This window comes from Paenibacillus sp. FSL H3-0286, assembly GCF_045040705.1.
GTDB classification, from domain to species: domain Bacteria; phylum Bacillota; class Bacilli; order Paenibacillales; family Paenibacillaceae; genus Paenibacillus_AQ; species Paenibacillus_AQ odorifer.
The window spans coordinates 5,114,657-5,138,147 of the sequence record NZ_CP150285.1 but is presented as its reverse complement, the minus strand read 5'-3'; the positions used below and the strand labels follow the sequence as shown (position 1 = coordinate 5,138,147).

Genomic DNA, 23,491 nt, shown 5'->3' with positions numbered 1-23,491 from the left:
GATGCAAGCATGGATTACAGATTTTATGGAGCAGTTTGGTTACTTCGGTATTTTTCTGATGCTGGCCTTTGAAAATATATTTCCACCAATTCCTTCAGAAGTGATCCTGCCCTTTGGAGGATTTATGACGACTACGACGAGCTTGACGATCCCTGGTGTAATCATTGCTGCCACGGCTGGTTCACTACTGGGTGCAGTAATTCTCTATTATATTGGCCGATTATTGGATGTGAGCCGGTTAGAGAAACTGGTTGAACGCTGGGGTAGCCTAATTAGGGTCAGTAAAAAAGATATCCACAAGGCTGACGCCTGGTTTGATAAATATGGCTACTGGACTGTATTGTTTTGTCGGATGGTTCCGCTGGTCCGCAGTCTGATTTCGATTCCGGCGGGAATGTCGGGCATGAAATTTGGAGTATTTATGATCTTCACAACGATTGGCACATTGGGATGGAATTTGCTGCTTGTGCTTATTGGCGCGGTATTGGGCGAATCCTGGGAAGACATTGCCGTGTACATGGATGTGTACTCCAATGTAGTCTATGTACTAATTGCTGGCGGATTAGTTATCCTTGGGTTTCTGTACTTCCGCAAACGCAGCCGGAGAATGAACACTGAGGGCTAAGCGGGTAGTGGACTGATAATAGAAATGACTATTAAAAAGGAGGGAAACAAATGGAGCTATTAACGATTATTAAAGCCATTATTTTGGGGCTTGTTGAAGGTTTAACCGAATTTGCTCCAGTATCCTCCACGGGTCATATGATTATTGTTGATGATATGTGGCTGAAATCACAGGAGTTATTTGGACAATATACAGCAAATACCTTCAAAGTAGTTATTCAACTGGGTTCAATATTAGCGGTTGTTGTGATCTTTAGAAATCGGTTCATTGATTTGTTAGGCTTAAAGCGTTTCAGCCGTAAGCAGTTGGATCCTGTAACAGAGGAGCTACCGCAGTTGGAGCAGGGCGGGCATCTCAAGCTGACTCAGGTTCTGGTAGGGTTAGTGCCTGCAGGTGTGTTAGGTGTTCTGTTTAATGATTATATTGATGAGCATTTATTCTCTACCTCAACAGTGTTAATTGGTCTAGTGATTGGGGCTATATTAATGATTATTGCCGATCTGTTTGGGCCGAAGAAGATCAGAACTGAGAGTGTAGATCAGATTACATACAAACAGGCACTTGGTGTAGGTCTTGTACAGTGTTTTTCGTTATGGCCTGGATTTTCACGCTCGGGCTCGACGATTTCTGGTGGAGTACTCCTCGGGATGAGCCATCGTGCCGCTGCTGATTTTACGTTTATTATGGCAGTACCCATCATGGCAGGTGCCAGTCTGTTGTCACTGATGAAAAACTGGCAATATTTCACCATGGACGCGTTGCCGTTTTTTATTGCAGGCTTTATTAGTGCCTTCCTATTTGCGCTGTTATCGATGCGTTTCTTCTTAAAACTGATCAATCGTATCAAGCTCTTACCGTTTGCTATATACCGTATAATTCTTGCTGCTGTAGTATATTTCGTATTTTTCTAAGTCCGTTATAAGGAATCGATATAACAGAAGCCCCAGTAATCTATTGCAGATTGCTGGGGCTTTCACGTATGATGACATCAGATTAAGACACTCAAATGATGAATGATATCGGAGACAGGTGCTGACCGGAAAATAGTAATTCGGTAGGCTTAATAGGGAAATTCGGTTCGAAGCCGATGCGGTCCCGCCACTGTAACGGAAGAATCTCGAGCAACAGAGGTCACTGGCAATTTACTACTGCTGGGAAGACTGCTCAAGATGTTGACGCCGCTAGCCAGGAGACCTGCCTGTTTCAACAGCACTGCTTCACCTACGGAAGATAGGGAGGTGTTAGACGTTAACCATGGGTATATCATGGGCGTCTTTCCCTTTGACTTTTTTAGGGAAGGGCGCTCTTTTTTATAGGAAAGCAAGTAGCTTTGGAGTTTGAAATAAGAGATGGAAGAGGGAGTGTATCGAGATGACGAATAAAGTAAAAGTAAGTAATCTTGGATATCCGAGAATCGGAAAGAACCGCGAGTGGAAAAAGACACTGGAAGCCTACTGGCAGGGGAAAATAAATGAAGAGCAATTCCGCTCCGAAATGGCAGCAATTCAGCTGCAGCATTTGAAGACCCAGCAAGAGGCAGGAATTGAGCTTATTCCGGTGAATGATTTTACTTTTTATGACCATGTGTTGGATACGGCTGTTATGTTTGGAATTGTACCTCCACGGTACACGTATGATGGCGGCGACATCGGGCTTGATCTTTATTTTGCAATGGCCCGTGGTAATACTGAGGCTACTGCCTGTGAGATGACCAAATGGTTCAATACGAACTATCACTATATCGTTCCAGAGATCGGCACACAAACACCACGCCTGACTGAAAATAAACCTCTAGCGGCTTATCGTTTTGCTAAATCGCAGGCAGGGATTGAAGGTAAACCGGTACTTTTAGGTCTGTATACCTTCCTTAAGCTGTCCAAAGGTTACGCAGCGGCAGATATCGCCAAGATTGCTGCACGTTTTGTTCCAGTCTATGTTCAACTGCTACAGGAACTGAAGCAAGAAGGGGTAAGCTGGGTACAAATCGATGAGCCAGCGATTGTTACAGGCATAAGTAAAGAAGAATTAACACTGCTTAACTCGATATACACAGAAATTGCCGGCTCCGTGCCGGGCTTGAATATTATTTTACAGACGTATTTCGAAGCTGCTGAACCGTTGGAGGCACTGCTAGAGTTGCCTGTTCAAGGCTTGGGTCTTGACTTTGTGCACGATGGTGGAGCGAATCTGGCTTCTATCGAACGTCTTGGCTGGCCGAAGGACAAATGGCTGGGTGCCGGAATTATTGATGGACGGAACATCTGGCGTTCCGATTTAGACGCTAAGCTGCAACTGGTAGAAAAGCTCAGCGTTCATGTGCCGCTTGATCGTCTTATTCTTCAGCCTTCTTGCAGTCTGCTGCATGTCCCAGTCACCGTTCAAGGTGAGGTGAAGCAGAAGGCGACAGTTAAGAATGCGTTAGCTTTTGCCGATGAGAAGCTTGCAGAGCTTAGTTTGCTCGGAGCAGCCCTCGCAGATAAAGGAGAAGCTTCTAAAGCAGCGCTGGCCGCTAGTCGTGAAGCTATTGCAGCATTCCGCGCACTACCTGAGCGTGGCCGTAAGGATGTGGCGGAGCAAGTGCTTGCACTTGCAGCTTTGCCGGACCAACGCAGTTTGCCTTTTGCTGAACGCTTAAAGGTGCAGCAAGAGAAATGGCAGCTTCCACTTCTGCCAACCACTACAATTGGTAGCTTCCCGCAGACAGTAGAAGTGCGTCAGGCGAGATTGAAATGGCGTAAAGGGGTCTGGAATCAGGAGCGTTATGATGGATTTGTTCGTGAGCAGATCGCGGATGCAATTACCTTCCAAGAAAAGCTAGGTCTGGATGTTCTGGTCCACGGTGAGTTCGAGCGTACAGATATGGTGGAGTTTTTCGGAGAAAAGCTGGATGGATACTTGTTTACTAGTAATGGCTGGGTTCAATCCTACGGTTCCCGTTGCGTTAAGCCACCGGTGATCTACGCGGATGTTGCATTTATACAGCCTATGACTGTTAAAGAAAGTGTCTATGCACAATCGTTGACGAAGCTTCCGGTTAAAGGAATGTTGACGGGTCCTGTAACTATCCTCAATTGGTCATTTGTACGTGATGATCTCAGCCGGGAAGAGGTAGCCAATCAAATTGCTCTTGCCCTTCGCCATGAAGTAAAAGCGTTGGAAGATGCAGGCATCGAAATGATTCAAGTGGATGAGCCGGCTATACGTGAAGGACTTCCGCTTAAGGCAGAAGACCGTGAGCATTACCTGAACTGGGCAGTGAAGTCGTTCCGCGTTGCTACGAACCATGTGAAGGCTACGACACAAATTCATACGCATATGTGCTATAGCGAATTCAATGACATGATCGATTCCATATCGGCTATGGATGCTGATGTAATCTCCATTGAGACTTCACGTAGCCATGGGGAGCTGATTATCAGCTTTGAGGAGCAGGCCTATGATAAAGGAATCGGTCTTGGAGTGTATGACATCCATAGCCCGCGGGTTCCGGCTGTAGAAGAAATGACGGCGAATATCGATCGTGCGCTGCGGGTGCTGGACCCTGAACAGTTCTGGATTAATCCGGATTGCGGTCTGAAAACACGTGGCTGGCAGGAGACAGAGGATGCACTACGTAACATGGTAAGCGCTGCTGCTATTGCGAGGGAAAAGTCAGGGGTTATTGCATCAAAATAGACATAAATAAATTAGAGCCAGGGTAATTTACCCTGGCTTTTTAGTTCACTTATTTTTTTATAATCAGCTACTTGATAATAATTCTCAATCTTGTTAGAATGAAAAAGAAAAAGAAGGAACCGTGGAGGGTCCCTTCAGGCATTTACTTATTTACTTTCGAAAGTTTTGCAATCTGTTTCTTCTGCGCGTTTTGGTTCTTGGGAGCTGTGGAAAGCTACGAAGATCGATTCAGCGCTGCATTTGTTCTCTTCTGCCCAGTGGGTGCAGGAGTTAACTTCACAAACTACGTCTTTTGCCATGAGGGTTCACCTCCCCTTATAGTAATTGATAGTATCATTCAATGAACGGCTCTGTTCAGCAAGGTGGAGCTTGTCTCAACAAAGCCGTGTCACGCCCTCATTCATTATGAATAGAGGGTATTTGGCTTTTTTTACTAGGTTAGACGTGGTAATTGTACCAAATAATGAGTTTGTAAGCAAATAAGTTCTTTAACTTTCGGGTCACCTTCCCACATCAAAAATATGTCCAATAAGAGCCGCAGAAATGCGGCTTTTTGTGTATTCAACAAGAAAAACCAAAAGAAATTTACCGAAATTCCATATTCCAGTGCAACCTTCCAAGTTTTGGGGCGTTATAGAAATGAGAGACGGAAGAGATCTGTACAGAACATGACATTCCGTAACGTTACAATGCTAGGGATAACCACTACACTTTTGGAGGAATGAGAATGCGCAAATGGGGTCTGCATTACTTATGTTTATTAATTCTTGCGGTGGTATTGGCAGGTTGTGGCTCGGGTGATAACAATTCGGCGGCAGACAAATTAGCTGGTGACGGCGGAAATACGAGTAATTCTGCTGCAGCAACCACTGAGCAATCTTCGAAAGCTACATTAGCGGATAAGAGCACCTCAGCAGAAGCTGAGACAGCAGCGGGAGGCAACGAAGCCCCAGTTGAAAAAGGTTTGACATCAGAGAACACGGATCAAGGGAACGCGGGATTCACGGGCAGTGATGTCGTGGAAGGATTGAACAAGAAGCTAATCTATCATGCCAATCTGACTATGGAAGTAGAAGATTACGGTAAAGCTCAGACTGAAATCCGCAACATGGTAACGATGGCTAAAGGATATATTATAGAGTTTAACGAAAACATGTCGCAATATGAGCAAGGAGGGACGTTTATCCTTAAGGTGCCTGCCTCCGGGTTCTCTCCTTTTCTGAATAATTTGGAAAAAGTAAAACACGAATCGCTACAACGCAGTATTCAAGGTCAGGATGTCTCGGAGGAGTATGTTGATCTGGAGTCGCGTCTAAAGGCAAAGCAGTTAATGGAAGCTCAATACACAGAGTTTATGAAAAAAGCAACGAAATCAAGTGATCTGGTCGCCTTTGCAAACGAGCTTGGTTCGATTCAAGAAACGATTGAGCAGATCAAAGGCAGAATGCGATATATAGATCAGAACGTATCTTTTTCAACGGTAGAGCTTAGAGTGTACCAGACGGATGAGAGCTTAGCCGTGAAGGAAAAGGCAGAGCAAGGTCCATTGCTAGAACGGGCATCGGATGCTTTAAAAGGAAGCCTGAACGCACTATCTGTTATGTTTCAGTGGATTTTTGTAATTCTTGCAGGTGCATTGCCGATTCTAATCGGTGCGGGCATTATTTTAGTCATCGTTTGGTTTGCCCGCAAAAATATCCGTGCACGACGGGAGCAGCAGACCCAGCGGATACGGCAGGAAAATCGGGAACTGAACAAGGCGGTACTCCCTGGACCAGCAGAGCCAAAGGTGACAACCTCAATAAAGGATAAGAAAGCTAACGAGGACGAGAATAAAGAATAAGCTCCTATGAATTAAAAAGCCTCCAATTCATGGTATACCGTGAATTGGAGGCTTTTCTTTTCTGTAAGACAGTACAGTATTTCGCTTTTATCGAAGATTAGGCAGGCTGGAAGATTACACGATACTCGCCATAGCCCTCTTTCTCCAGATCCTCTTTTGGTATAAAGCGCAGTGCTGCTGAATTAATGCAGTAGCGCAGGCCGTTTTCCCCTGGACCATCGTCGAAGACATGACCTAGATGGGAATCTGCTACTTTGCTGCGCACTTCTGTGCGAACCATCAAATGGCTGAGGTCCGTCTTTTCCTTCACGGCGTAATCGCGAATCGGACGTGTAAAGCTGGGCCAGCCACAACCGGAATCGTATTTATCCTGCGAACTGAATAATGCTTCACCAGATACGATATCTACATAAATGCCTTCTCCGTGGTGATCCCAAAAATCATTTCGGAAAGGTGACTCTGTAGCGCTATTCTGAGTGACTTCATATTGAAGTGGCGTCAGACGTTCTTTCAAGCTTAGTTTGTCTTCTTTATGTGTCCAGTGGGTTTCGATAAAATCCTCTCGTCCGGAACCCTTACGGTAACGTTTGTAGTGGCCCGGGTTCTTACGATGGTAGCCCTGATGATATTCTTCGGCAGGATAGAAGGTTGCTGCCGGGAGGATCGGGGTAACAATCGGGCTAGCGAATCGGCCGCTTTCTTGCAAAGCTGCCTTGGAAGCCTCTGCTTGTTGCTTCTGCTCTTCAGAATGGGTGAAGATAGCCGTTCCGTAAGAGGTGCCGCGATCATGGAATTGTCCACCCGCGTCGGTTGGGTCAATTTGCTGCCAGAATAACTCAAGCAGCTTGCTATAAGGGAAAATTTCTGGATTGAACGTAATTTGTACGGCTTCAACATGTCCTGTAGTTTCGGAGCATACCTCTTCATAGGTAGGATTCACTGTATGCCCGCCAGTATAGCCGGAGACGACACTAATAATGCCTGGCAATTCCTCGAACGGCGAGACCATGCACCAGAAGCATCCACCTGCAAAGGTTGCTTTTTCCGCCTTGGAATTTATATGGTTAGTCTGATGTTCACTCATTAATATCCCTCCATTCATGTAATGCAATTAAATAGATCACAATCTAATTATAAAGCAAATAACCACAGCCTGCCAGCTTCCGCCAAATAAGCTCTCTGTTACCTAGTGTTTTTTACTTCCTGTGAACTGTAACGAAAGCTTAGTCCGGCTATAATAAGCACAATGGCATAAACAATAATGGCTATAATCGCATTACCTGGGTTCTGGAACAGTTGATCCCCAAGGAAGGCATACAAGGCGATGCCTGGGATTTTTCCAATAGCTGAGGCAGCAAGATAACCCCAGAAGGGCAGTCCGGCTGCTCCGGCATAGATGTTAACTGCTGTCTGCGGGATAATCGGCAAGAGACGTGCTAAGACAATAGAAGCAAAGGGCCGCCGTTCTATGCCTTTTGTGAATTTTTCGAGTAGGGGAATAGAAGTCAGATAAGCTCTCGCTTGATCTTGAAATAAGAACTTCACTACGCCGAAAAGGAATGCGGCAGCAAGGGTTGTAGCTACCCAGCAAATTAAAGCACCTGCCAAACTTCCGTATGCATAACCAAAAAATCCGATGACCGCTTTGTACGGTACAACTGGAAAGAGAGCCAGTAAAGTTGCGATCCCTATAGAGCTGAAAAGATTATGATCCTCTTTCATCCAGCTAAGGATGTCATATCTGTAGATAAACGCAAGGATTGTGCCCGAAACATAAAGAATAATCGAGAACCATTTTCTCATAGCTAATATACCCTTTCTTCCACTCATTCATCTCATCATACGGGATAAAAAGTAAATATTGAAGTGAAGATCATTGTCGGCGAACGCCAAGCAGGTATAATAGCATTTATAGAGAACAAAGAGAGAGATAAATTCTTGAATTATAAAGAGGGGAGTTAGATCATTGATCGTTTCTGCACGCAAAAGAGTCGCCATCATCGGGATTGGAAATATCGCCCGCAAAGTATATTTGCCACTGCTCTCTCAGCATGGACAAGTTGAGGTAGTGGGGGTTCTCAGTTACTCATCCACAACAGTAGAGCAAGCTGTTAAAGCCTACCGTTTTCCTAAAAGTACGACAAATTTGGACGAGCTGTTGTCTTGGGATCTGGATGCAGTATTTGTGCATAGCCCAACGACGACCCATTATGATATAGTAACAAAATGTCTCGAGCATGGGATTTCGGTGTATGTAGATAAGCCGCTGTCCTATGATCTGGAAGAATCCAGAAGGATGGCAGAGCTGGCAGAAAATAAAGGGCTGCTACTAGGCGTGGGCTTTAATCGGCGTTTTGCCCCAATGTATGTCACTGCCAAGAGTTGGCTCGAGGAAGCCGGAGGCATTAGCCATTGCCACGCGATTAAACATCGCACGAAGCTGCAGTTAGGCAGCAGCCGTGAGACTGTGCATGACGACTTGATTCATATGCTTGATCTGCTGTTATGGTTATGTGGAGATCAGTATGAGCTGCTTCGCAGTAATCTTCAATCCAATGGAGAGGGGCGACTTGTGCAGGCATCTGGAATGCTGGGTTGGGAGCAAGGCTCAGTGGGGATGTATAGCATGCTTCGTGAGGCGGGTGTTGATTTGGAGAAGCTGGAGCTGCACGGTAATGGACGTTCGGTGGAAGTGGCAGATCTGGACCAAGCCATCCTATATGAAAAAAATGCTTTGCCACGGACCCAGAGCTTTGGAAGCTGGGATACGGTGCTGGATAGAAGAGGTTTTGGTGGAGTGGTAGATCATTTCCTGAACAATATAAATACACCAGAGTTATGCAGTATTGCTGCTTCAGCAGTTCTGCCTAGTCATAGATTGGCAGCTCAGCTTGCTGAATGAGGTCTCTAAGAAAGGAGTAAAATATGGAAGACAACCGTAAATTAGTGGAGGAACAAATCATCGAAAGCTATAAGCGTGAGGAAGAGATGATGATCCTTGTATTCGCCCAGTGGTGCGTGAATCAAGGGCTCGACCCGCACAGTTTATATTTACAGGCTTATCCACAGCAAGAAGGGAATGAAGCCTTGCGAAAAGCGCTTGCCCTAACGGTTTCTGCGGAGGAAGCAGGGGATATTTCTGATGACACAGTTCTGGGCGTACTCTCCTTATTCGGAAATGATGACTTGGCGCAAATCGTGACAGAAGCGATCTCTAAAAGGGAATCTAAAGCACATACAGGGGATTGACAACGAGGATATAATGATAATGTCAGATGAACTTTTTTTAGTAAACGATGTTCATCAGGGATAAAATGTGTTAATATTATATATACTAACTAATAGTAAGTTTCGCTAGTGAGAGGTGAGAACAATGGAAGAACATCAAATTTCGATGTGTCCCAGATTTGAGACAGCCTTCTCTTTCTTAGGCAAACGTTGGAATGGACTTATTATTCAGACATTGATGAGTGGACCGAAGCGGTTTAAAGATATTTCCGGCCTCATTCCTTCAATGAGCGATAAGATGCTGTCCGAGCGGATGAAGGATTTGGAAGGTGAGGGTATTCTGGTTAGACATGTATACCCGGAAACACCTGTGCGTATTGAATATGAACTAACAGACAAAGGCCGTGCGCTGGAGCCTGTTATGCAGCAGATTCAGTCTTGGGCTGAGAGCTGGGTAGAGTAGAAATCAAAGTCGTGTTGTGGCCCTTTTTCCTGAAGAACGGAGGAGGGCTTTTCAATTTTTAAATAAAAACCTTGCACAGATCGAAAAAATCTGTAATATAATAGAAAAAACGTTGTATGTTCCTTGCGTGGAAACGCTTGCAATATTGGTTTTTGCTCAAATCTACTCAGCTGGAGTACAGGCATAGCAAAACTATTAGGAGGCGAGGGAGATGAAGACCACCCTGTTTTCCCGGGAAATAACGTATGGAAAAAAGGATGTTGCTGAGCTGGAGAACGCTTCGATCAAAGTACAGCTCATCTATGACAAGACGTTGTTCATGCTGCATAGCCATCTTCCAGATTCCTTATGGGATGCGTGGATTGGCGTGCCTTACAGCATTATCTCTTCACTCTACAAAGGCAACAATGATAGCGGGACTATTTTTCAAAAATGGATTCAAAGTCCTTCTGGCTGGAAATGTATCGGCTGTGAACGGCATTGCCTGGAGTCGACGGAACCTCTTCAAGAAGTGAATGTGGCGAGTAATCAACGACAATATAAGTTCCATAATGGCATTCGCCAAAGCATGGTGCTACAAGCCCTAATTTGGTCCATGTACGAGAATACCGTATTATTCAAACCCTTTTTAGGGGATGAGCCCTTTTTTGATGAAGATGATTTGCATACGATATCCTCTTATTTCGTGCCAACTTACCTTAATGATCTACGTCTTCTGGAGCAGTCTAAGCCTTGTAAAGAGTACAAAGATCAGAATATACAGATTTATCAGGAATGGATATCCGCCCCTGACCTTGTCCTCAAATGGAACGGAGGCCTAACAGAAGGCAGATGGATGACTGGTGTTTATATGGATCACTCCCGCTTTGCTGGCTTAGGACCTTATTTGAAGGACGCAAAGGGGAAGCGAACGTATATGCAGGCTTATGTTCAATAGAAGATACAGATTTTAGTGTCAGGTCGATTGTGGAGATTTATCTCCATGATTGACCTGTTTTTGTTATCTGCTATTTTCAGGGCAGTAATTAGAATTAAAAAATTAAAAGAAAGGATTTAAAGTAAAATAATGGGAAGTTAAGCCGATATATAGGTTAGATATGCGCTCCTTTTACTTAAGTATTTAAAGATAAAATAGTACATAAAGATCTGGAATGATGAGTCGAAGAGTGTAGCACATTGGATGGTCTAAGTGTAAGAACTGGAGGTCATGAATGGCAAACTTCATATTGGGAGAGGGCATTCCTTTTTGGCAAATGGGGAGTCTGTTCAAGCGGCAGGAAAGCTAAAACTTAATAATCAGGGACAGGTCCGAAGCATATCTAACTTATCCGGTCACTATACTCCTTCAATTGAGCAAGCAAAATTATTCTCACAAGTTCTTGAGCAAATAGGGGTGAAAACTAAAAATGCATGGCTTGAAATATACACCATAGAAACAACTCCTTCAGGTTACGTTAATACAAATGAACTTGTTAAGATTTCTAGTATTCAGATAAAGTAGGTGATGAACGTGGAAGAGATAAAACAGATGAATAAAGATATTTTTAAAGGGAATTTATTAAAAACTATTGAGGAAATATCAAGAAAGAAAGGATTGATTTTTACCAATTGTAAATTTGTTATAGAGCCTGTGAAAGAAAAAGACAAGCCGCTAAACGGTGCAGATGATATGATGAGGCTAAACATTTTAAGTGAAGAAAACATTGGGAATAAGCAATTAACACTGGATAAAACTATAAATATACTTTGTGGATTAGAACCATTAGTACCAATATGGATAGATGTAATCTTCATTGAAATGAATGAAGACACGGCTATTTATAAGTTGCGGTGTAGTTTAAGGTTTAGAAAGCCGACTTTATTAAGAAATGCAGAAACTGGACACGCTCCTTTTAAGGCTGTAACAGAAGAAACTTTTTAAGTATTGCTCAAGTTTCTTCTTTTGGTGGGGCTACCCAGTGCCTAAGTAATCTATTATTCAGCCAATAACACATATAATACCTGTATAAAATTTCGTCATTTCGTTTGTACATACAATAATGCTTGGTAATTTTAACCTAAAGTACGCTAAAGCGTTATGTAAACAGGTTGATTGTGGTCAGAGATCACCATAATTGACCTTTTTCGTTCAACAAAGAGATACAATTTTCGTGAGTACAATCACAAGTCAAAACTCCTTTCAGGGTTAAGGTGAACAGGTGGAAAAGATTTTTTCAGAACCTGATCACATATCCTGAGGAGGAACTATTATGGAAACTAAACAACCTAATGATAGAATTTCGGATTTACAGCATAAGCAATCGGTGCAACCTGGATTTACTCCAGATGCCCTGGTAAAAGATATAGTGCTGCAATTCCCAAAAGCTGCGGATTATTTCAAGTCCAAACGGATTGATTTCTGCTGTGGAGGCGCCAAACCTCTTGCTGAAGCAGCGGTAGAGCGTGGACTAGATCAAGAGATGATCATTAGTGATCTCAACAAGCTGTTCGAGGAATATCCGGTACCTCAAGAAGAACTCGCATGGAATACAGCACCTTCTGCAGAGTTAATCGAGCATATCGTGAGTAAACATCACCATTACCTGCGGGAAGAGCTGCCCCTGATTAGCCAAAATGTAACTAAGGTATACCGGGTTCATGGCGGAGATTCCCCTCATTTAGAAGAGTTATATAGTTTGTTTAATGCACTCAAGGAAGATCTGCTTCAGCATACAGCTAAAGAAGAGGAAGACGAGTTTCCAAAATTATTAGCGTATGATGCCAATCCAAGTGAAGAAGGGCTGACCATACTTCGCGAGGCATTAATTGAACTCGAGAGTGAACATGACACAGCAGGCGATATATTGAGACAAATACGCAAAATAACAGCTGATTTCACCCCACCGGCTCATGCTTGTACAACCTATCGTTTGACTTATGCCCGGCTAGAGGAGCTGGAGAGCATGACTTTTGAACATGTTCATCTGGAGAATAATATATTGTTCCCTAGATTCCAGTAGAAAAAATGAGTTTTCATAGAGTCCCTTAGGGGACTTTTTTTATATTTGAGAACAAAGCTTATTTACGTTATTCTTAAATAGACAGTATGCATAACTTACTACAAGCCTGAGACGCTGTGTGGTCATTAGGCGGGACAAGGCGGTGTCACTATGCCCACGAAATATATGTGGAGGTTGTTACTAGGATTAGTCATCGTATTCATAATAGGTGGGTGTTCCACTCTTGCTGACATTAATAATGAAGGGAATAATGGCTTAGCAGGATCAGACGGGCCTACGCTTTCGCTTATCGTTGCGGGAAATGACTTGCTTACCAACCCTTTGGACAAGCAGCTTAGCGAGAGCTACAGAAAAGGGATAACGATCTTTGACCTACTGAAAGGTAGTGGGAAGGCCACCTTTTCTGAGGATAACACAAGCATTCTAACGGTAAATAATATTTCACTCGGTCCAGGAATGAATTGGGAGCTGCAAATGGATGGAGAGACCATTGGATCTGAGGATTGGGGGCGAACAGTCGGGCATGAATCAAAATTAGTAATTACGGCGATGTCTAAGGAACAAGAGGAACCCCTTCAAATTGTGTTGTTGACCGTGAATGGTGGAAGTGAGCAAGTGAATTTGAATCATTCATATGTTATGGGATTTACTGAAGATTTAACAGTGAGAGGTTTGTTGAAGAACAGCAGTGTGGTGCAGTTGACCGAAGACAACAAAAAGGTGTTATCCATTGGTGATTATACTCCTCTTAGCAATGAAGTTTGGAAGATGAAGGTGAATGGGAAGCAGCTGCTTGAGAATGGAATGGACATGAAGCTTAGAGTGCAGGATGAATTGGAGATTTTATTGGCTATACGTTAAAAAAAAGTACATAAATGCCAGATCTACGGTTGCTCAGAATCCGTGATCTGGCTTTTTTAATTGGAAGTTATAACCTAATAAAGTTGTCTTATTTTTATGTGAAAACATTCACATTTAATGTGACTGTAATCACAATCTCTCTTAAATTTTGAAATGTATAATTCCATTATGTAGAAGAGAAGTTGAAGCAAAGTTCAACAAGAACGGATAAGACTGAGGAGGCACCTAACCATGGCAGCGAAGAGAGAAAAATTAGTATTAGTCGGCAACGGTATGGCAGGCATAGGTACGCTAGAGCAGATATTGAAGCTAGGTGGAGCTTATGACATTACGGTCTTTGGAAGCGAACCTCATCCCAATTATAATCGGATCATGTTGTCCTATGTTCTCGAAGGCAGCAAAACCATCAACGATATCATCCTAAACGACTGGAATTGGTATGAAGATAACAACATTACCTTGCATACAGCAACAACAGTTACACGAATTGACGAGCATTCCAAGCAAGTAATTGCGGATAACGGCATGGCTGTTTCTTACGATAAAGTGATTATTGCAACGGGTTCGAATTCATTTATTTTACCTGTACCTGGTTGTGATAAGGAAGGCGTAGTGGGTTTCCGGGATATTGCAGATTGTGATGCGATGCTGGCTGCGGCTAAACGATACAACAAAGCGGCGGTAATCGGCGGGGGTTTACTTGGATTGGAAGCGGCAAAGGGTCTTGTGAACCTTGGCATGGACGTTACTGTAGTACATCTGATGGAAGATCTAATGGAGCGCCAGCTGGATCGTAATGCCTCTTCTATGTTGCAAGCTGAGCTAGAGCGTCAAGGCGTGAAATTTGCCATGGGCAAACAAACAGTAGAATTGACCGGGGAACAGAGAGTAAGTGGATTACAATTTAGTGATGGCACTTCACTTGCGGCTGATTTTGTAGTTATGGCTGTAGGCATCAAACCGAATATAACTGTGGCAAAAGAAAGCGGAATTGCTGTTAATCGTGGGATTGTAGTGGACGATTATCTGCAGACCTCTATGCAAAATGTATATTCCATTGGCGAATGTGCCGAACATCGCGGAGTTTGTTACGGATTAGTAGCGCCGCTCTTTGAGCAGGGGATGGTTCTAGCTAAACATCTCTGCGGAAGCGACACAAACCCATATGAAGGTTCTGTTGTCTCCACCAAATTAAAAATTTCCGGAGTGGATGTATTTTCTGCAGGTGAGTTTATGGATTCTCCTGAACATACTGTAATCTCAAGCAAAGATGAATGGAAGCGAACCTATAAGAAAATTCTGCTCAAAGACAATGTCATTGTTGGTGCAGTCCTATTCGGGGATGTGACAGAGTCGGCTAACCTGCAAAAGTTAGTAAAACAAGGCGCTGTAATGACCGATGAAATTTATACAGAGGTTATGGGGACGGGCTGCTGCGGAAGTGGATCCAAAAAGAGCACGTCCGTAGAAGCGATGGCGGACGAAGAAATCGTTTGTGGCTGTAACGGGGTTACGAAAAAAGCGATTGTGGATGCGGTCATAGAAAATGGTTTTACTACTGTGGACGAAATAAAAGCATGTACAGGAGCGACGCGCTCTTGCGGAGGTTGTAAACCGGTTGTAGAACAAATTTTACAATTTGTCCTGGGTGATAGTTTTGAGCAGTCTGCCAAGCAAGGAATTTGTAGCTGCACAACGCTTAGCCGGGATGAGATTGTTGCTGAGATTACAGCTAAAGGTCTTAGTACTACTAAAGAGGTTATGCATGTACTGGGTTGGAAACAAGAGGAAGGCTGCTCTAAATGCCGTCCGGCGATTAACTATTATCTGGGGATGATAAATCCGGATACACATCAAGACGAGAAGGAATCACGCTTTGTTAATGAACGTATGGGAGCCAATATTCAGAAAGACGGAACCTATACCGTTATTCCACGCATGTACGGCGGGGTAACGACACCGGAGGATTTGAAGAAAATCGCCGATGTCTCCCTTAAATATGATGTAAAAGTTGTGAAGGTGACGGGTGGGCAACGCCTGGATCTAATCGGGGTGAAAAAAGAGGATCTGCCGAAAGTATGGGAAGAGCTCGATATGCCATCAGGTTATGGTTATGCCAAGTCGCTACGTACCGTTAAGACTTGTGTGGGTTCACAGTTCTGCCGTTTCGGCACACAGGATTCGCTGGGAATGGGCGCGCTCATAGAACGTAAGTATGAACGTCTTGATTTTCCTGCCAAGTTTAAAATAGCTGTCAACGGCTGCCCGCGTAACTGTGCGGAATCCTGTACGAAGGATATTGGCATCGTCGGTAATGATGGCGGTTGGGAAGTGTTTATCGGTGGTAACGGTGGGATCAAGCCACGGATCGCTGACTCCTTCTGCAAAATAAAGACCGATGAAGAGTTGATCGAAGTGTGCTCCGCTGTGATGCAATATTACCGTGAGACCGGCAATTATTTGGAGAGAACCTCCGAGTGGGTTGAGCGTATGGGACTTGAGCAGATTCAAATGGTCATTTTGAATAATGAAGATAACCGCAAAGAGCTGGCCGCACGGATTGACTTTGCTCTGACTCAGGTTACGGATCCTTGGAAAAAAATGCTCAATGACAGCAGCACTCGTACTGCGCTTTTTGAAGAAACAAGAGTCTAACGGATATAACACACACAGAAGGGGAGAGACCAATGAATAAGACCACACAAACGTATGCAATAGGATCAGTACAGGATTTCCTGCTGCAAATTGGCCGCGTAGTGATTGCTGGAAATATTGAACTGGCTGTGTTCCGTGCCTCTGACGGAGCCATCTATGCAGTAGAGAATCGCAGTCCTCATCCTAAGGGGGGACCGCTTGCTGAAGGGATCGTGTCAGGTCACTATCTGTACGATCCACTGTACGATTGGAAAATCGATCTGCGCACGGGTGAGGTGCAGGCACCAGACCAAGGTAGTGTGGTGACTTATCCAGTCACACTGGACGGAGAGAAAGTTACAGTGAGCGTGTAGACACCGAAGCTTGTAGTAATAGATTTAATAGAAAACGGTGGGGTGGAGTATTATGTTTACGCAAAGTGTGGAGAGCATCGTAGAGACGGCAGTCAGTAAGCGGGACAAAATGAATGAAAGCATACCAAGATATTTTCTAGCAGCCCTATTGGCAGGTGCTTATGTAGGTATTGGGATTATCCTTATTTTCTCCCTAGGAGCACCGCTAGCGGCTGCCAAATCTCCTTTCCAACCGCTTATTATGGGCACATCCTTCGGCATCGCCCTGACGCTTGTAGTATTTGCAGGCTCAGAGCTGTTTACCGGGAATAATATGTTTTTTACTGTAAGTACACTGGCAGGCAGAACCAGTATCTGGGATACCGTTAAGAACTGGATTCTTGTATTCATCGGGAATGTGGTAGGTGCAGTGATTTTAGCACTTTTAATTCGTGGGACTGGGTTGTTCAGTGCTGCGCCGCCGGAGCATTTGATTTTTACAGCCGCTGCTAAAAAAATGAGTCTCCCGTTCTCCGAGCTGTTTTTTCGTGGAATCCTGTGTAACTGGCTGGTCTGTTTAGCGCTATGGATGTCCTCACGCGCTAAAAGTGAATCTGCTAAGCTAATTTTAATCTGGTGGTGTCTGTTCGCCTTTATCGCAAGCGGATATGAGCATAGTGTGGCTAATATGACTCTGCTTAGTGTTGCTGTGTTGCTTCCAAATCATCCGGAAACCATTACGATAGCTGGATGGCTGCATAATATGATCCCTGTAACTTTGGGGAATATCATTGGTGGAGGCGTATTCGTCGGTATGGCCTATTGGGTGATCTCACCAGTGCGTGGTGCTCGCAACAACCGTTAAGATCCATTTTTAATTAACTATATTAGAGCTGAACCGATCTTGGGTTTAGCTCTTTTTTTGTTGAATATAAAAAAAAGACACCTGCATTAGGCGCCTTGGACCACTCTATTTTATATTATGCAGAATAATTGGGTCATGTATGTTTCATTGAGGTGAATAGAGGGTATATTATAACGGAATTAGATCCGGCAGATTTCGTTCGGACACAATTCGCAGTGGCAAATTTCTTGCAGCATGCCAAGGTCCTTGATGACAATCATACCGTTCTCATACTCAACAGCATCTTTTTTACGCAGGTCGCTCAGCATCCGGTTAACACTTTCACGAGTGGCACCGATCATGTTGGACAAATCTGTATGCGTAATTTTTTTGTTGATAAGGATATTCTCACCATCGCTGCTCTTCTCACCGTAGGTGTTGCCAAGACGAATGAGCGTGGAGCAGAGTGCACCTGGTTTGCCGTACATCATTAGATCACGGAATTTAGTTTGGGTGAGACGGTGATGAATACCCATCCATTTCATAAAGTCGATAGCAAAGTCACAATGTTGGCAGATGAGAATTTCTAGATCCTTTTGTTCGATGACGCCAACTTCACTTTCTTCAATCACTTCGGCTGTAAAGCTATGCTTAGTGCTGAAGAATGGATCTGCTTGACCTACCATATCACCAGCTTGATACATATAAAGAATGAGTTCTTTACCTTCATCAGTAGATTTAGTTAATTTCACACGTCCACGTTTGATATAAAACAATTTATCCGAGTAGTCGCCTTCCCAGAATAGATGTGAACCCTCTGGAACTATGCGCTCTTTCATTGTAACTAGAAGTCTGTTGAAATTCTGTTCGGAGAAACAGTTTGTATTTCCGTGGGCTTCGATAACATTGTAATGTTCTTTTAGCATAATCGACATCCCCTTTATTCCCTCAGTTTTTCAGTAAATTTTAAATTAATTATACCTTGAAAATCCCTCGAATTGGTTATAAAAAATCGTTTAAAAGTGTCGAATTTTCAACATTGTGATAAATTTCACTTCTAAAGTGTTCGATGTAATATTCTTTTTAACTAAAAAAGAGTAAGTGATCTCACGTTTATGATATATGAACAGCGGCTATCCATTATTCTCAAATACTGGGTTAATCGCTGTTTTTTTGCGTCCCCGTTAGATTGTAACATATAACACAGTTGAAATTCATGTTCAAGAAATTAGTTTTATCTCAACTCCGTATAAATGCACACATCTTCATTACGGTCGGACATTGGCTCTACTGCTATGCAGCGATATCCTGAAATTGGAGCAAAAATCAGGAGAAGGAGAAATCATAAATGGCTAAAGTAGCAGACAAATATCTTAAGGTTGATCCGTGGGCAATTATTGAAGAGGGCTTTGATCCAGAGCGAAACCGGACTTCGGAATCTATTTTTTCATTGGGTAATGAATATATGGGTGTACGGGGATATGCAGAGGAAGGGTATTCAGGTGACACCCTGCAAGGAAGTTATTTTAATGGATTAAATGAACAATTGGATATTGGCAATCACTACAAAGGGATTATTCGCTCGCTGAGATATATGGTGAATGCGGTGGACTGGCTGTATACACGTCTATCTGTAGATGGTGAACAGCTTGATTTAGCAAAAAGTAACGTAACGGATTATGTGCGTAGGTTGGATCTTCGTAAGGGTACGTATCGGAGAGAGCTAGTCTGGCATCTAAACGATGGCAAGTCGCTAAAAGTAGTCTTTACACGTCTGGTCAGCATGACTATGTCTCATTTGGGGTTGCAGCGGGTGGAATTTGAACCCCTTAATTTCTCGGGGAGCGTGGACATTTGTGCAGGTCTTGATTTCGGCATTATTCATGAAGAACGCGGCGAATGTATGTGGAACAGTCTCCGCAGCGGAGTAAGTGGAGCGTCCTCTGCTATTATGGCGAGTACCGTGAATACTGGGAACAAGCTGTTCTCAAGCTTTACCTTACAATCCTCGCAGCCGTTGCAGCTTACTGCTGTCGAGAGTGATAAGTTTGTTGGTCAAAATTTCACCCTGGACCTTACGAAAGGAGAAGTCTCCTATTTTACCAAACTGGTTATGAACTATTCGGATAGTGATTCTGCCCATACAGCTGAAGAGCTGTGGAGCAAAGGTCTGTCTCTTGCTGAAACAGCAAGCCAATTGACGGATACTCAAATAATCGCTGATCAGACAGCTTATTGGAAGGGCATCTGGGAGACAAGTGATATCCGAATTGAGGGCGATCCTGAGAATCAACAGGGTATTCGTTTCTGTATCTTCCAGCTTTATCAGACCTATCATGGCGATCATCCCGGTTTTAATATTGGTGCCAAAGGGCTGACGGGGGAAGTATATCGTGGGTTGGCTTTTTGGGATACAGAATCCTATTGCTTACCGTTCTATATGTTCAATAATCCAAAAGCTGCCCGGAGCTTATTGGAATTCAGATATAAAACATTGCCACAGGCTATGCAGCGCGCTAAAGAAGTGGATTGTGAGGGAGCCTGCTATCCTATTGCTACTATAGATGGAACAGAAAGCTGTGATCTCTGGCAGCACTCTAATCTTCAGCTTCATGTAGGGACTGCTGTTTCTTATGGCATTTGGCATTATGTCAAAAATACCGGTGATAAAAGCTTCCTGCATAGTAAAGGGGCTGAGATGCTGATTCAGATCAGCAGATTCTATGCTACACGTGGTCAATGGGGGCAACGCAGCGGGGAATATGGTTATTTTGGCGTAATGGGTCCTGATGAGTTCCAATTGATGGTCAATAACAACTGTTACATTAATCTGATGGCTCAACAATCTTTTGAATACACCCTAGAGACTCTTCGGGAGATGAAAGAACAGGCTCCTGCTGCTTTTGCAGCTGTGGTAGAAAAAACTGGACTCCATGACGAGGAACTCACCGATTGGGAAAATAAGGCGCAGCATATGCGGATTCCGGTTGACGAAGTGACAGGAGTTTATGAAGAGCATGATGGGTTCTTCGATATGCCACATATTGATATTCATTCGATTCCGGTAACAGAATTCCCATTATATTCGAACTGGTCATATGATCGTTTGTATCGCTATGACATGATTAAGCAGCCGGATGTACTTATGTTTATGTTCTTGTACAGCGGACAATTCTCTAAAGAAGCGAAGCTGGCGAACTACGAATACTACGAGCCTAGATGTATTCATGAGTCTTCGCTGTCACCTTCGATCCACTCCATTTTGGCAAGTGAAATCGGCAAACCCGAGGAAGCATATTCGTTTTTTGAATTCGCTACTCGACTGGATTTAGACAACTATAACCGCAATACCCGTGAAGGGCTGCATACTACCTCAATTGCTGCTGCTTGGATGAATATTGTTTACGGCTTTGGCGGAATGCGATCGGATGGAGCGCGTCTGTCCTTTCAGCCAACCCTGCCAGAACGCTGGGATGAATATAGCTTCCAATTGTTGTATGAAGGAGTGCTTCTGAGAATTGTGGTCGACAAAAATTCAGTAACAATCACTGCGGTTAATGGTGGAAGTACCGAAATTATAGTGTACGGACAGTCGATTACAGTGGATGCTTCCGGAAAGACGCTTCCACTAGGTGAAGGGATGCTGGCAGGATGAACTGGATCGTCAGGGATAGTTGTTTTGATAAACAGCTTGTGACGACGAACGGTAACAAATATATGTTAGGCAACGGCTACATGGGATATCGCGGCACACTGGAGGAATCCAGTAAAACCGAGCTAGCAGCTGTCACCCTCGCAGGTCTATATGACAGAGCAGGAGACAAATGGAGAGAACCCGTTAATGCCCCTAATGGATTGTTGACCAAAATTTTCTGTAATGATCAGCTCTTAAGTGTGCTTGACCGTGAACCGGTCGCTCATACTCAGGAGCTAAATATCCGAAATGCCATTCATCATCGGAGCACTGAATTTGCTGTATCTGACGGAGGGACGTTGACGTTTACCGCAGATCGATTCGTAAGCCAGGATAATCTTCACTTGCTCGTTAGTAAATACTCTATTCGCAGCACACAAGACTGCCGAGTAGCCATTGAGACGGGAATTGACGTAGATGTGTGGGATATCAATGGACCTCATCTCTACGGACAAACGGTGCAATTGAAGGACGAGGTGCTGATCTCTTCATCGGTTAGCGGAGAATTGAAGATTCCGGTGGTTGTGGCGGAGAGGGCGGTATTCAGTTTTGGTGAGGAGCTACTGGAAGATGGGGCTGCTGTTCGCCGGATTTCTTTTGATGCCCGTGCGGGTGAGACGTATGAATGGTTTAAGTATGTAGCAGTCTATACTGGACTTGATGCTGATCAGCCGGAGACGGAAGCTGTTAAATCTGTCCATGCTGCTGAGGCGCTGGGTTATGAGGCGTTATTTAAGTCTCACCGTCTGATATGGGATGAGAGATGGTCACACAGTGATGTAATCATCGAAGGTGATGAAGCTGCCCAATTTGCCTTGAGATATAGTATCTATCAGCTGTTAATCATTGCGCCTACAGTTTCGGAGAAGGTGTCTATTCCAGCCCGGGGATTATCGGGTCAGGTATATAAGGGAGCTGTATTTTGGGATACGGAAATGTTTATGTTGCCGTTTTTCCTGCACAGTGATCCTAAGGTAGCGCGGAACTTGATGATGTACCGGATTCATACATTGGATGGTGCTCGCCGTAAGGCAGCGGAATATGGATTTTTGGGCGCATTTTATGCTTGGGAAAGTCAGGATACGGGAGACGATGCCTGTACTTTGTTTAATGTGAATGATGTATTTACAGGCCGGCCGATGCGCACCTATTTCCGCGATAAGCAGGTTCATATCAGTGGTGACGTTGTGCATGGGATCTGGAAATATGTTCAATTCACAGGCGATGAAAGTCTGCTTACTAGTGGAGGAGCAGAGGTCATTTGGGAATGCGCTCGCTTTTTCTACTCTTACGCTTACTATAATTCGGTTAAACAGCGGTTTGAGATTCTGGATGTTACAGGTCCGGATGAATATCATGAGCGTGTGAACAATAATGCTTTTACGAATGCACTGGTTAAAGAGACGCTTGAGATTGCCTTGCGTACGGCAGCTTTGCTGCAAGAGAAGTATCCTGAGGACTACAGTCAATTGTCCGCTCAGTTTAGCTCAGGGCCATTCCTGAAGGAGTTCAAAACGATGCTGGATAGCTTTTATGTTCCACAGCCTGATCCTGCCAGTCTTGTTATTGAACAATTCGACCGGTACCTCACCTTGGAGGATGTAGAACTAACAGAACTGAAATCACGTGTGCTTAATAAAAATGAGTATTTTGGCGGCGGCAATGGCTTAGCTACCACCACAACCATACTTAAACAAGCAGATGTTGTGTTGATGCTGAATTTGTTCAAGCACTCCTTTAGCAAGGAAGTGAAACAAGCGAACTGGGAATTTTACGAACCGCGTACGGAACACGGATCAAGCTTAAGCCCTTGTATCTACGCTTTGGTAGCTGCTGATATTGGTTCACCGGATTGGGGCTATCCGTATTTTATGCGTACGGCTACCGTCGATCTCACCGGCGAATCTAAGCAATATGTAGGGGATCTCTACATCGGAGGGACTCATCCGGCTGCGAATGGTGGTGCTTGGATGGCGGCGGTTCTTGGCTTCGCTGGGTTGGACTACGATGGAGGGGTTGTGCACATCAATCCATCTCTGCCGCAACATTGGCAGTCCGTTCAGCTTCCGGTTACCCTGCGCGGCGACACCATCCAACTGCGGATCAGTAAGGATGAAGTCACTGTGATCACAGCTGCTGATTACAGTGGAGACTTGGTATTCTCGGTGCAAGGCGGAGAAGGCAAGTCCTGCTCTGCAGGTGAGATCCTTCGACTGGCCTTTGACGAAACGGGATTATAAATATTAATACACAACGGAGAGGAAGCAAATCA

21 protein-coding genes and 1 riboswitch are annotated in these 23,491 nt (G+C 44.1%); of the genes, 17 read left to right on the top strand and 4 right to left on the bottom strand.

All coding sequences use genetic code 11. The annotated features are described in order from the left end of the window. Position 1: 1 nt before the first annotated feature. The 3 genes from MHB37_RS23165 (at position 2) to metE (ending at position 4,300) form a co-directional block, all read left to right on the top strand. A complete protein-coding gene (locus MHB37_RS23165) occupies positions 2-625 on the top strand; it encodes a DedA family protein (RefSeq protein WP_076281532.1) in 624 nt (207 codons plus the stop codon). Positions 626-675: 50 nt separating this feature from the next. Next, a complete protein-coding gene (locus MHB37_RS23160; RefSeq protein WP_076130699.1) occupies positions 676-1,536 on the top strand; it encodes an undecaprenyl-diphosphate phosphatase in 861 nt (286 codons plus the stop codon). Between the two features lie 99 nt (positions 1,537-1,635). Continuing rightward, a riboswitch (cobalamin riboswitch) is annotated at positions 1,636-1,842 on the top strand. Positions 1,843-1,996: 154 nt separating this feature from the next. Beyond that, positions 1,997-4,300, top strand: coding sequence for a 5-methyltetrahydropteroyltriglutamate--homocysteine S-methyltransferase (gene metE, locus MHB37_RS23155; RefSeq protein WP_076130698.1), 2,304 nt, complete (start codon positions 1,997-1,999; stop codon positions 4,298-4,300). Between the two features lie 146 nt (positions 4,301-4,446). On the opposite strand, the gene MHB37_RS23150 is transcribed toward metE, so the two are convergent. Next, entirely contained in the window at positions 4,447-4,599 is a 153-nt protein-coding gene (locus MHB37_RS23150) for a DUF1540 domain-containing protein (RefSeq protein ID WP_076098619.1), read from the bottom strand. A 428-nt stretch (positions 4,600-5,027) separates the two neighbouring features. Here MHB37_RS23150 and MHB37_RS23145 point away from each other — a divergent pair, with 428 nt between their 5' ends. Further along, a complete protein-coding gene (locus MHB37_RS23145; protein WP_175620038.1) occupies positions 5,028-6,143 on the top strand; it encodes a DUF4349 domain-containing protein in 1,116 nt (371 codons plus the stop codon). Positions 6,144-6,240: 97 nt separating this feature from the next. Here the strand turns inward: MHB37_RS23145 and msrA are convergent, their stop codons facing one another. Next, positions 6,241-7,227, bottom strand: coding sequence for a peptide-methionine (S)-S-oxide reductase MsrA (gene msrA / locus MHB37_RS23140; RefSeq protein ID WP_076280505.1), 987 nt, complete (start codon positions 7,225-7,227; stop codon positions 6,241-6,243). A 98-nt stretch (positions 7,228-7,325) separates the two neighbouring features. Then, the gene (locus tag MHB37_RS23135) at positions 7,326-7,946 is read right to left on the bottom strand and encodes a TVP38/TMEM64 family protein (RefSeq protein ID WP_076193058.1); all 621 of its coding nucleotides are present in this window, start codon (positions 7,944-7,946) and stop codon (positions 7,326-7,328) included. Between the two features lie 163 nt (positions 7,947-8,109). On the opposite strand from MHB37_RS23135, the gene MHB37_RS23130 reads away from it, so the two are divergent. The 11 genes from MHB37_RS23130 (at position 8,110) to MHB37_RS23080 (ending at position 17,546) form a co-directional block, all read left to right on the top strand. Then, positions 8,110-9,045, top strand: a complete 936-nt coding sequence (locus tag MHB37_RS23130; protein WP_076280504.1) for a Gfo/Idh/MocA family protein — start codon at positions 8,110-8,112, stop codon at positions 9,043-9,045. A 23-nt stretch (positions 9,046-9,068) separates the two neighbouring features. After that, complete coding sequence (locus MHB37_RS23125; RefSeq protein WP_076184188.1) at positions 9,069-9,392, top strand: hypothetical protein; 324 nt, start codon at positions 9,069-9,071, stop codon at positions 9,390-9,392. A 124-nt stretch (positions 9,393-9,516) separates the two neighbouring features. Then, on the top strand, positions 9,517-9,834 hold the full coding sequence (locus MHB37_RS23120; protein WP_036682958.1) for a helix-turn-helix domain-containing protein: 318 nt from the start codon (positions 9,517-9,519) through the stop codon (positions 9,832-9,834). Positions 9,835-10,045: 211 nt separating this feature from the next. After that, on the top strand, positions 10,046-10,771 hold the full coding sequence (locus tag MHB37_RS23115) for a hypothetical protein (RefSeq protein WP_076130692.1): 726 nt from the start codon (positions 10,046-10,048) through the stop codon (positions 10,769-10,771). A 270-nt stretch (positions 10,772-11,041) separates the two neighbouring features. Continuing rightward, complete coding sequence (locus MHB37_RS23110) at positions 11,042-11,335, top strand: hypothetical protein (protein WP_076218895.1); 294 nt, start codon at positions 11,042-11,044, stop codon at positions 11,333-11,335. A gap of 27 nt (positions 11,336-11,362) precedes the next feature. Continuing rightward, a complete protein-coding gene (locus tag MHB37_RS23105; RefSeq protein ID WP_341164175.1) occupies positions 11,363-11,755 on the top strand; it encodes a hypothetical protein in 393 nt (130 codons plus the stop codon). Between the two features lie 382 nt (positions 11,756-12,137). Next, complete coding sequence (ric, locus tag MHB37_RS23100; RefSeq protein ID WP_076218902.1) at positions 12,138-12,833, top strand: iron-sulfur cluster repair di-iron protein; 696 nt, start codon at positions 12,138-12,140, stop codon at positions 12,831-12,833. A 150-nt stretch (positions 12,834-12,983) separates the two neighbouring features. After that, positions 12,984-13,694, top strand: coding sequence for a hypothetical protein (locus tag MHB37_RS23095; RefSeq protein ID WP_076310104.1), 711 nt, complete (start codon positions 12,984-12,986; stop codon positions 13,692-13,694). Between the two features lie 231 nt (positions 13,695-13,925). Then, positions 13,926-16,349: a nitrite reductase large subunit NirB gene (gene nirB, locus MHB37_RS23090; RefSeq protein WP_312150459.1), complete on the top strand. Its 2,424-nt coding sequence runs from the start codon at positions 13,926-13,928 to the stop codon at positions 16,347-16,349. Between the two features lie 32 nt (positions 16,350-16,381). Then, positions 16,382-16,702 carry a nitrite reductase small subunit NirD gene (gene nirD, locus MHB37_RS23085; RefSeq protein WP_076193069.1) on the top strand — a complete coding sequence of 107 codons (321 nt, stop codon included), beginning with the start codon at positions 16,382-16,384 and terminating at the stop codon, positions 16,700-16,702. 52 nt (positions 16,703-16,754) lie between these two features. Further along, on the top strand, positions 16,755-17,546 hold the full coding sequence (locus tag MHB37_RS23080; RefSeq protein WP_076280502.1) for a formate/nitrite transporter family protein: 792 nt from the start codon (positions 16,755-16,757) through the stop codon (positions 17,544-17,546). A gap of 179 nt (positions 17,547-17,725) precedes the next feature. On the opposite strand, the gene MHB37_RS23075 is transcribed toward MHB37_RS23080, so the two are convergent. After that, entirely contained in the window at positions 17,726-18,451 is a 726-nt protein-coding gene (locus tag MHB37_RS23075) for a Crp/Fnr family transcriptional regulator (RefSeq protein WP_036682945.1), read from the bottom strand. A 422-nt stretch (positions 18,452-18,873) separates the two neighbouring features. Here MHB37_RS23075 and MHB37_RS23070 point away from each other — a divergent pair, with 422 nt between their 5' ends. Beyond that, the gene (locus tag MHB37_RS23070) at positions 18,874-21,180 is read left to right on the top strand and encodes a glycosyl hydrolase family 65 protein (RefSeq protein ID WP_341164174.1); all 2,307 of its coding nucleotides are present in this window, start codon (positions 18,874-18,876) and stop codon (positions 21,178-21,180) included. Beyond that, a complete protein-coding gene (locus MHB37_RS23065; protein WP_405168573.1) occupies positions 21,177-23,459 on the top strand; it encodes a glycosyl hydrolase family 65 protein in 2,283 nt (760 codons plus the stop codon). Before MHB37_RS23070 ends, MHB37_RS23065 begins: the two co-directional genes overlap by 4 nt. Positions 23,460-23,491: the final 32 nt, after the last annotated feature.

Bases quoted from the DNA above. Each gene is read 5' to 3' on its own strand.
- MHB37_RS23145 (WP_175620038.1), top strand. From the start codon at position 5,028: ATGCGCAAATGGGGTCTGCATTACTTATGTTTATTAATTCTTGCGGTG.
- MHB37_RS23075 (WP_036682945.1), bottom strand. From the start codon at position 18,451: ATGCTAAAAGAACATTACAATGTTATCGAAGCCCACGGAAATACAAAC.
- MHB37_RS23080 (WP_076280502.1), top strand. From the start codon at position 16,755: ATGTTTACGCAAAGTGTGGAGAGCATCGTAGAGACGGCAGTCAGTAAG.
- MHB37_RS23065 (WP_405168573.1), top strand. From the start codon at position 21,177: ATGAACTGGATCGTCAGGGATAGTTGTTTTGATAAACAGCTTGTGACG.
- MHB37_RS23160 (WP_076130699.1), top strand. From the start codon at position 676: ATGGAGCTATTAACGATTATTAAAGCCATTATTTTGGGGCTTGTTGAA.
- nirD (WP_076193069.1), top strand. From the start codon at position 16,382: ATGAATAAGACCACACAAACGTATGCAATAGGATCAGTACAGGATTTC.
- msrA (WP_076280505.1), bottom strand. From the start codon at position 7,227: ATGAGTGAACATCAGACTAACCATATAAATTCCAAGGCGGAAAAAGCA.
- MHB37_RS23095 (WP_076310104.1), top strand. From the start codon at position 12,984: ATGCCCACGAAATATATGTGGAGGTTGTTACTAGGATTAGTCATCGTA.
- MHB37_RS23150 (WP_076098619.1), bottom strand. From the start codon at position 4,599: ATGGCAAAAGACGTAGTTTGTGAAGTTAACTCCTGCACCCACTGGGCA.
- MHB37_RS23135 (WP_076193058.1), bottom strand. From the start codon at position 7,946: ATGAGAAAATGGTTCTCGATTATTCTTTATGTTTCGGGCACAATCCTT.
- MHB37_RS23115 (WP_076130692.1), top strand. From the start codon at position 10,046: ATGAAGACCACCCTGTTTTCCCGGGAAATAACGTATGGAAAAAAGGAT.
- MHB37_RS23120 (WP_036682958.1), top strand. From the start codon at position 9,517: ATGGAAGAACATCAAATTTCGATGTGTCCCAGATTTGAGACAGCCTTC.
- MHB37_RS23110 (WP_076218895.1), top strand. From the start codon at position 11,042: ATGAATGGCAAACTTCATATTGGGAGAGGGCATTCCTTTTTGGCAAAT.
- metE (WP_076130698.1), top strand. From the start codon at position 1,997: ATGACGAATAAAGTAAAAGTAAGTAATCTTGGATATCCGAGAATCGGA.
- MHB37_RS23105 (WP_341164175.1), top strand. From the start codon at position 11,363: ATGAATAAAGATATTTTTAAAGGGAATTTATTAAAAACTATTGAGGAA.
- MHB37_RS23165 (WP_076281532.1), top strand. From the start codon at position 2: ATGCAAGCATGGATTACAGATTTTATGGAGCAGTTTGGTTACTTCGGT.
- MHB37_RS23125 (WP_076184188.1), top strand. From the start codon at position 9,069: ATGGAAGACAACCGTAAATTAGTGGAGGAACAAATCATCGAAAGCTAT.
- MHB37_RS23070 (WP_341164174.1), top strand. From the start codon at position 18,874: ATGGCTAAAGTAGCAGACAAATATCTTAAGGTTGATCCGTGGGCAATT.
- nirB (WP_312150459.1), top strand. From the start codon at position 13,926: ATGGCAGCGAAGAGAGAAAAATTAGTATTAGTCGGCAACGGTATGGCA.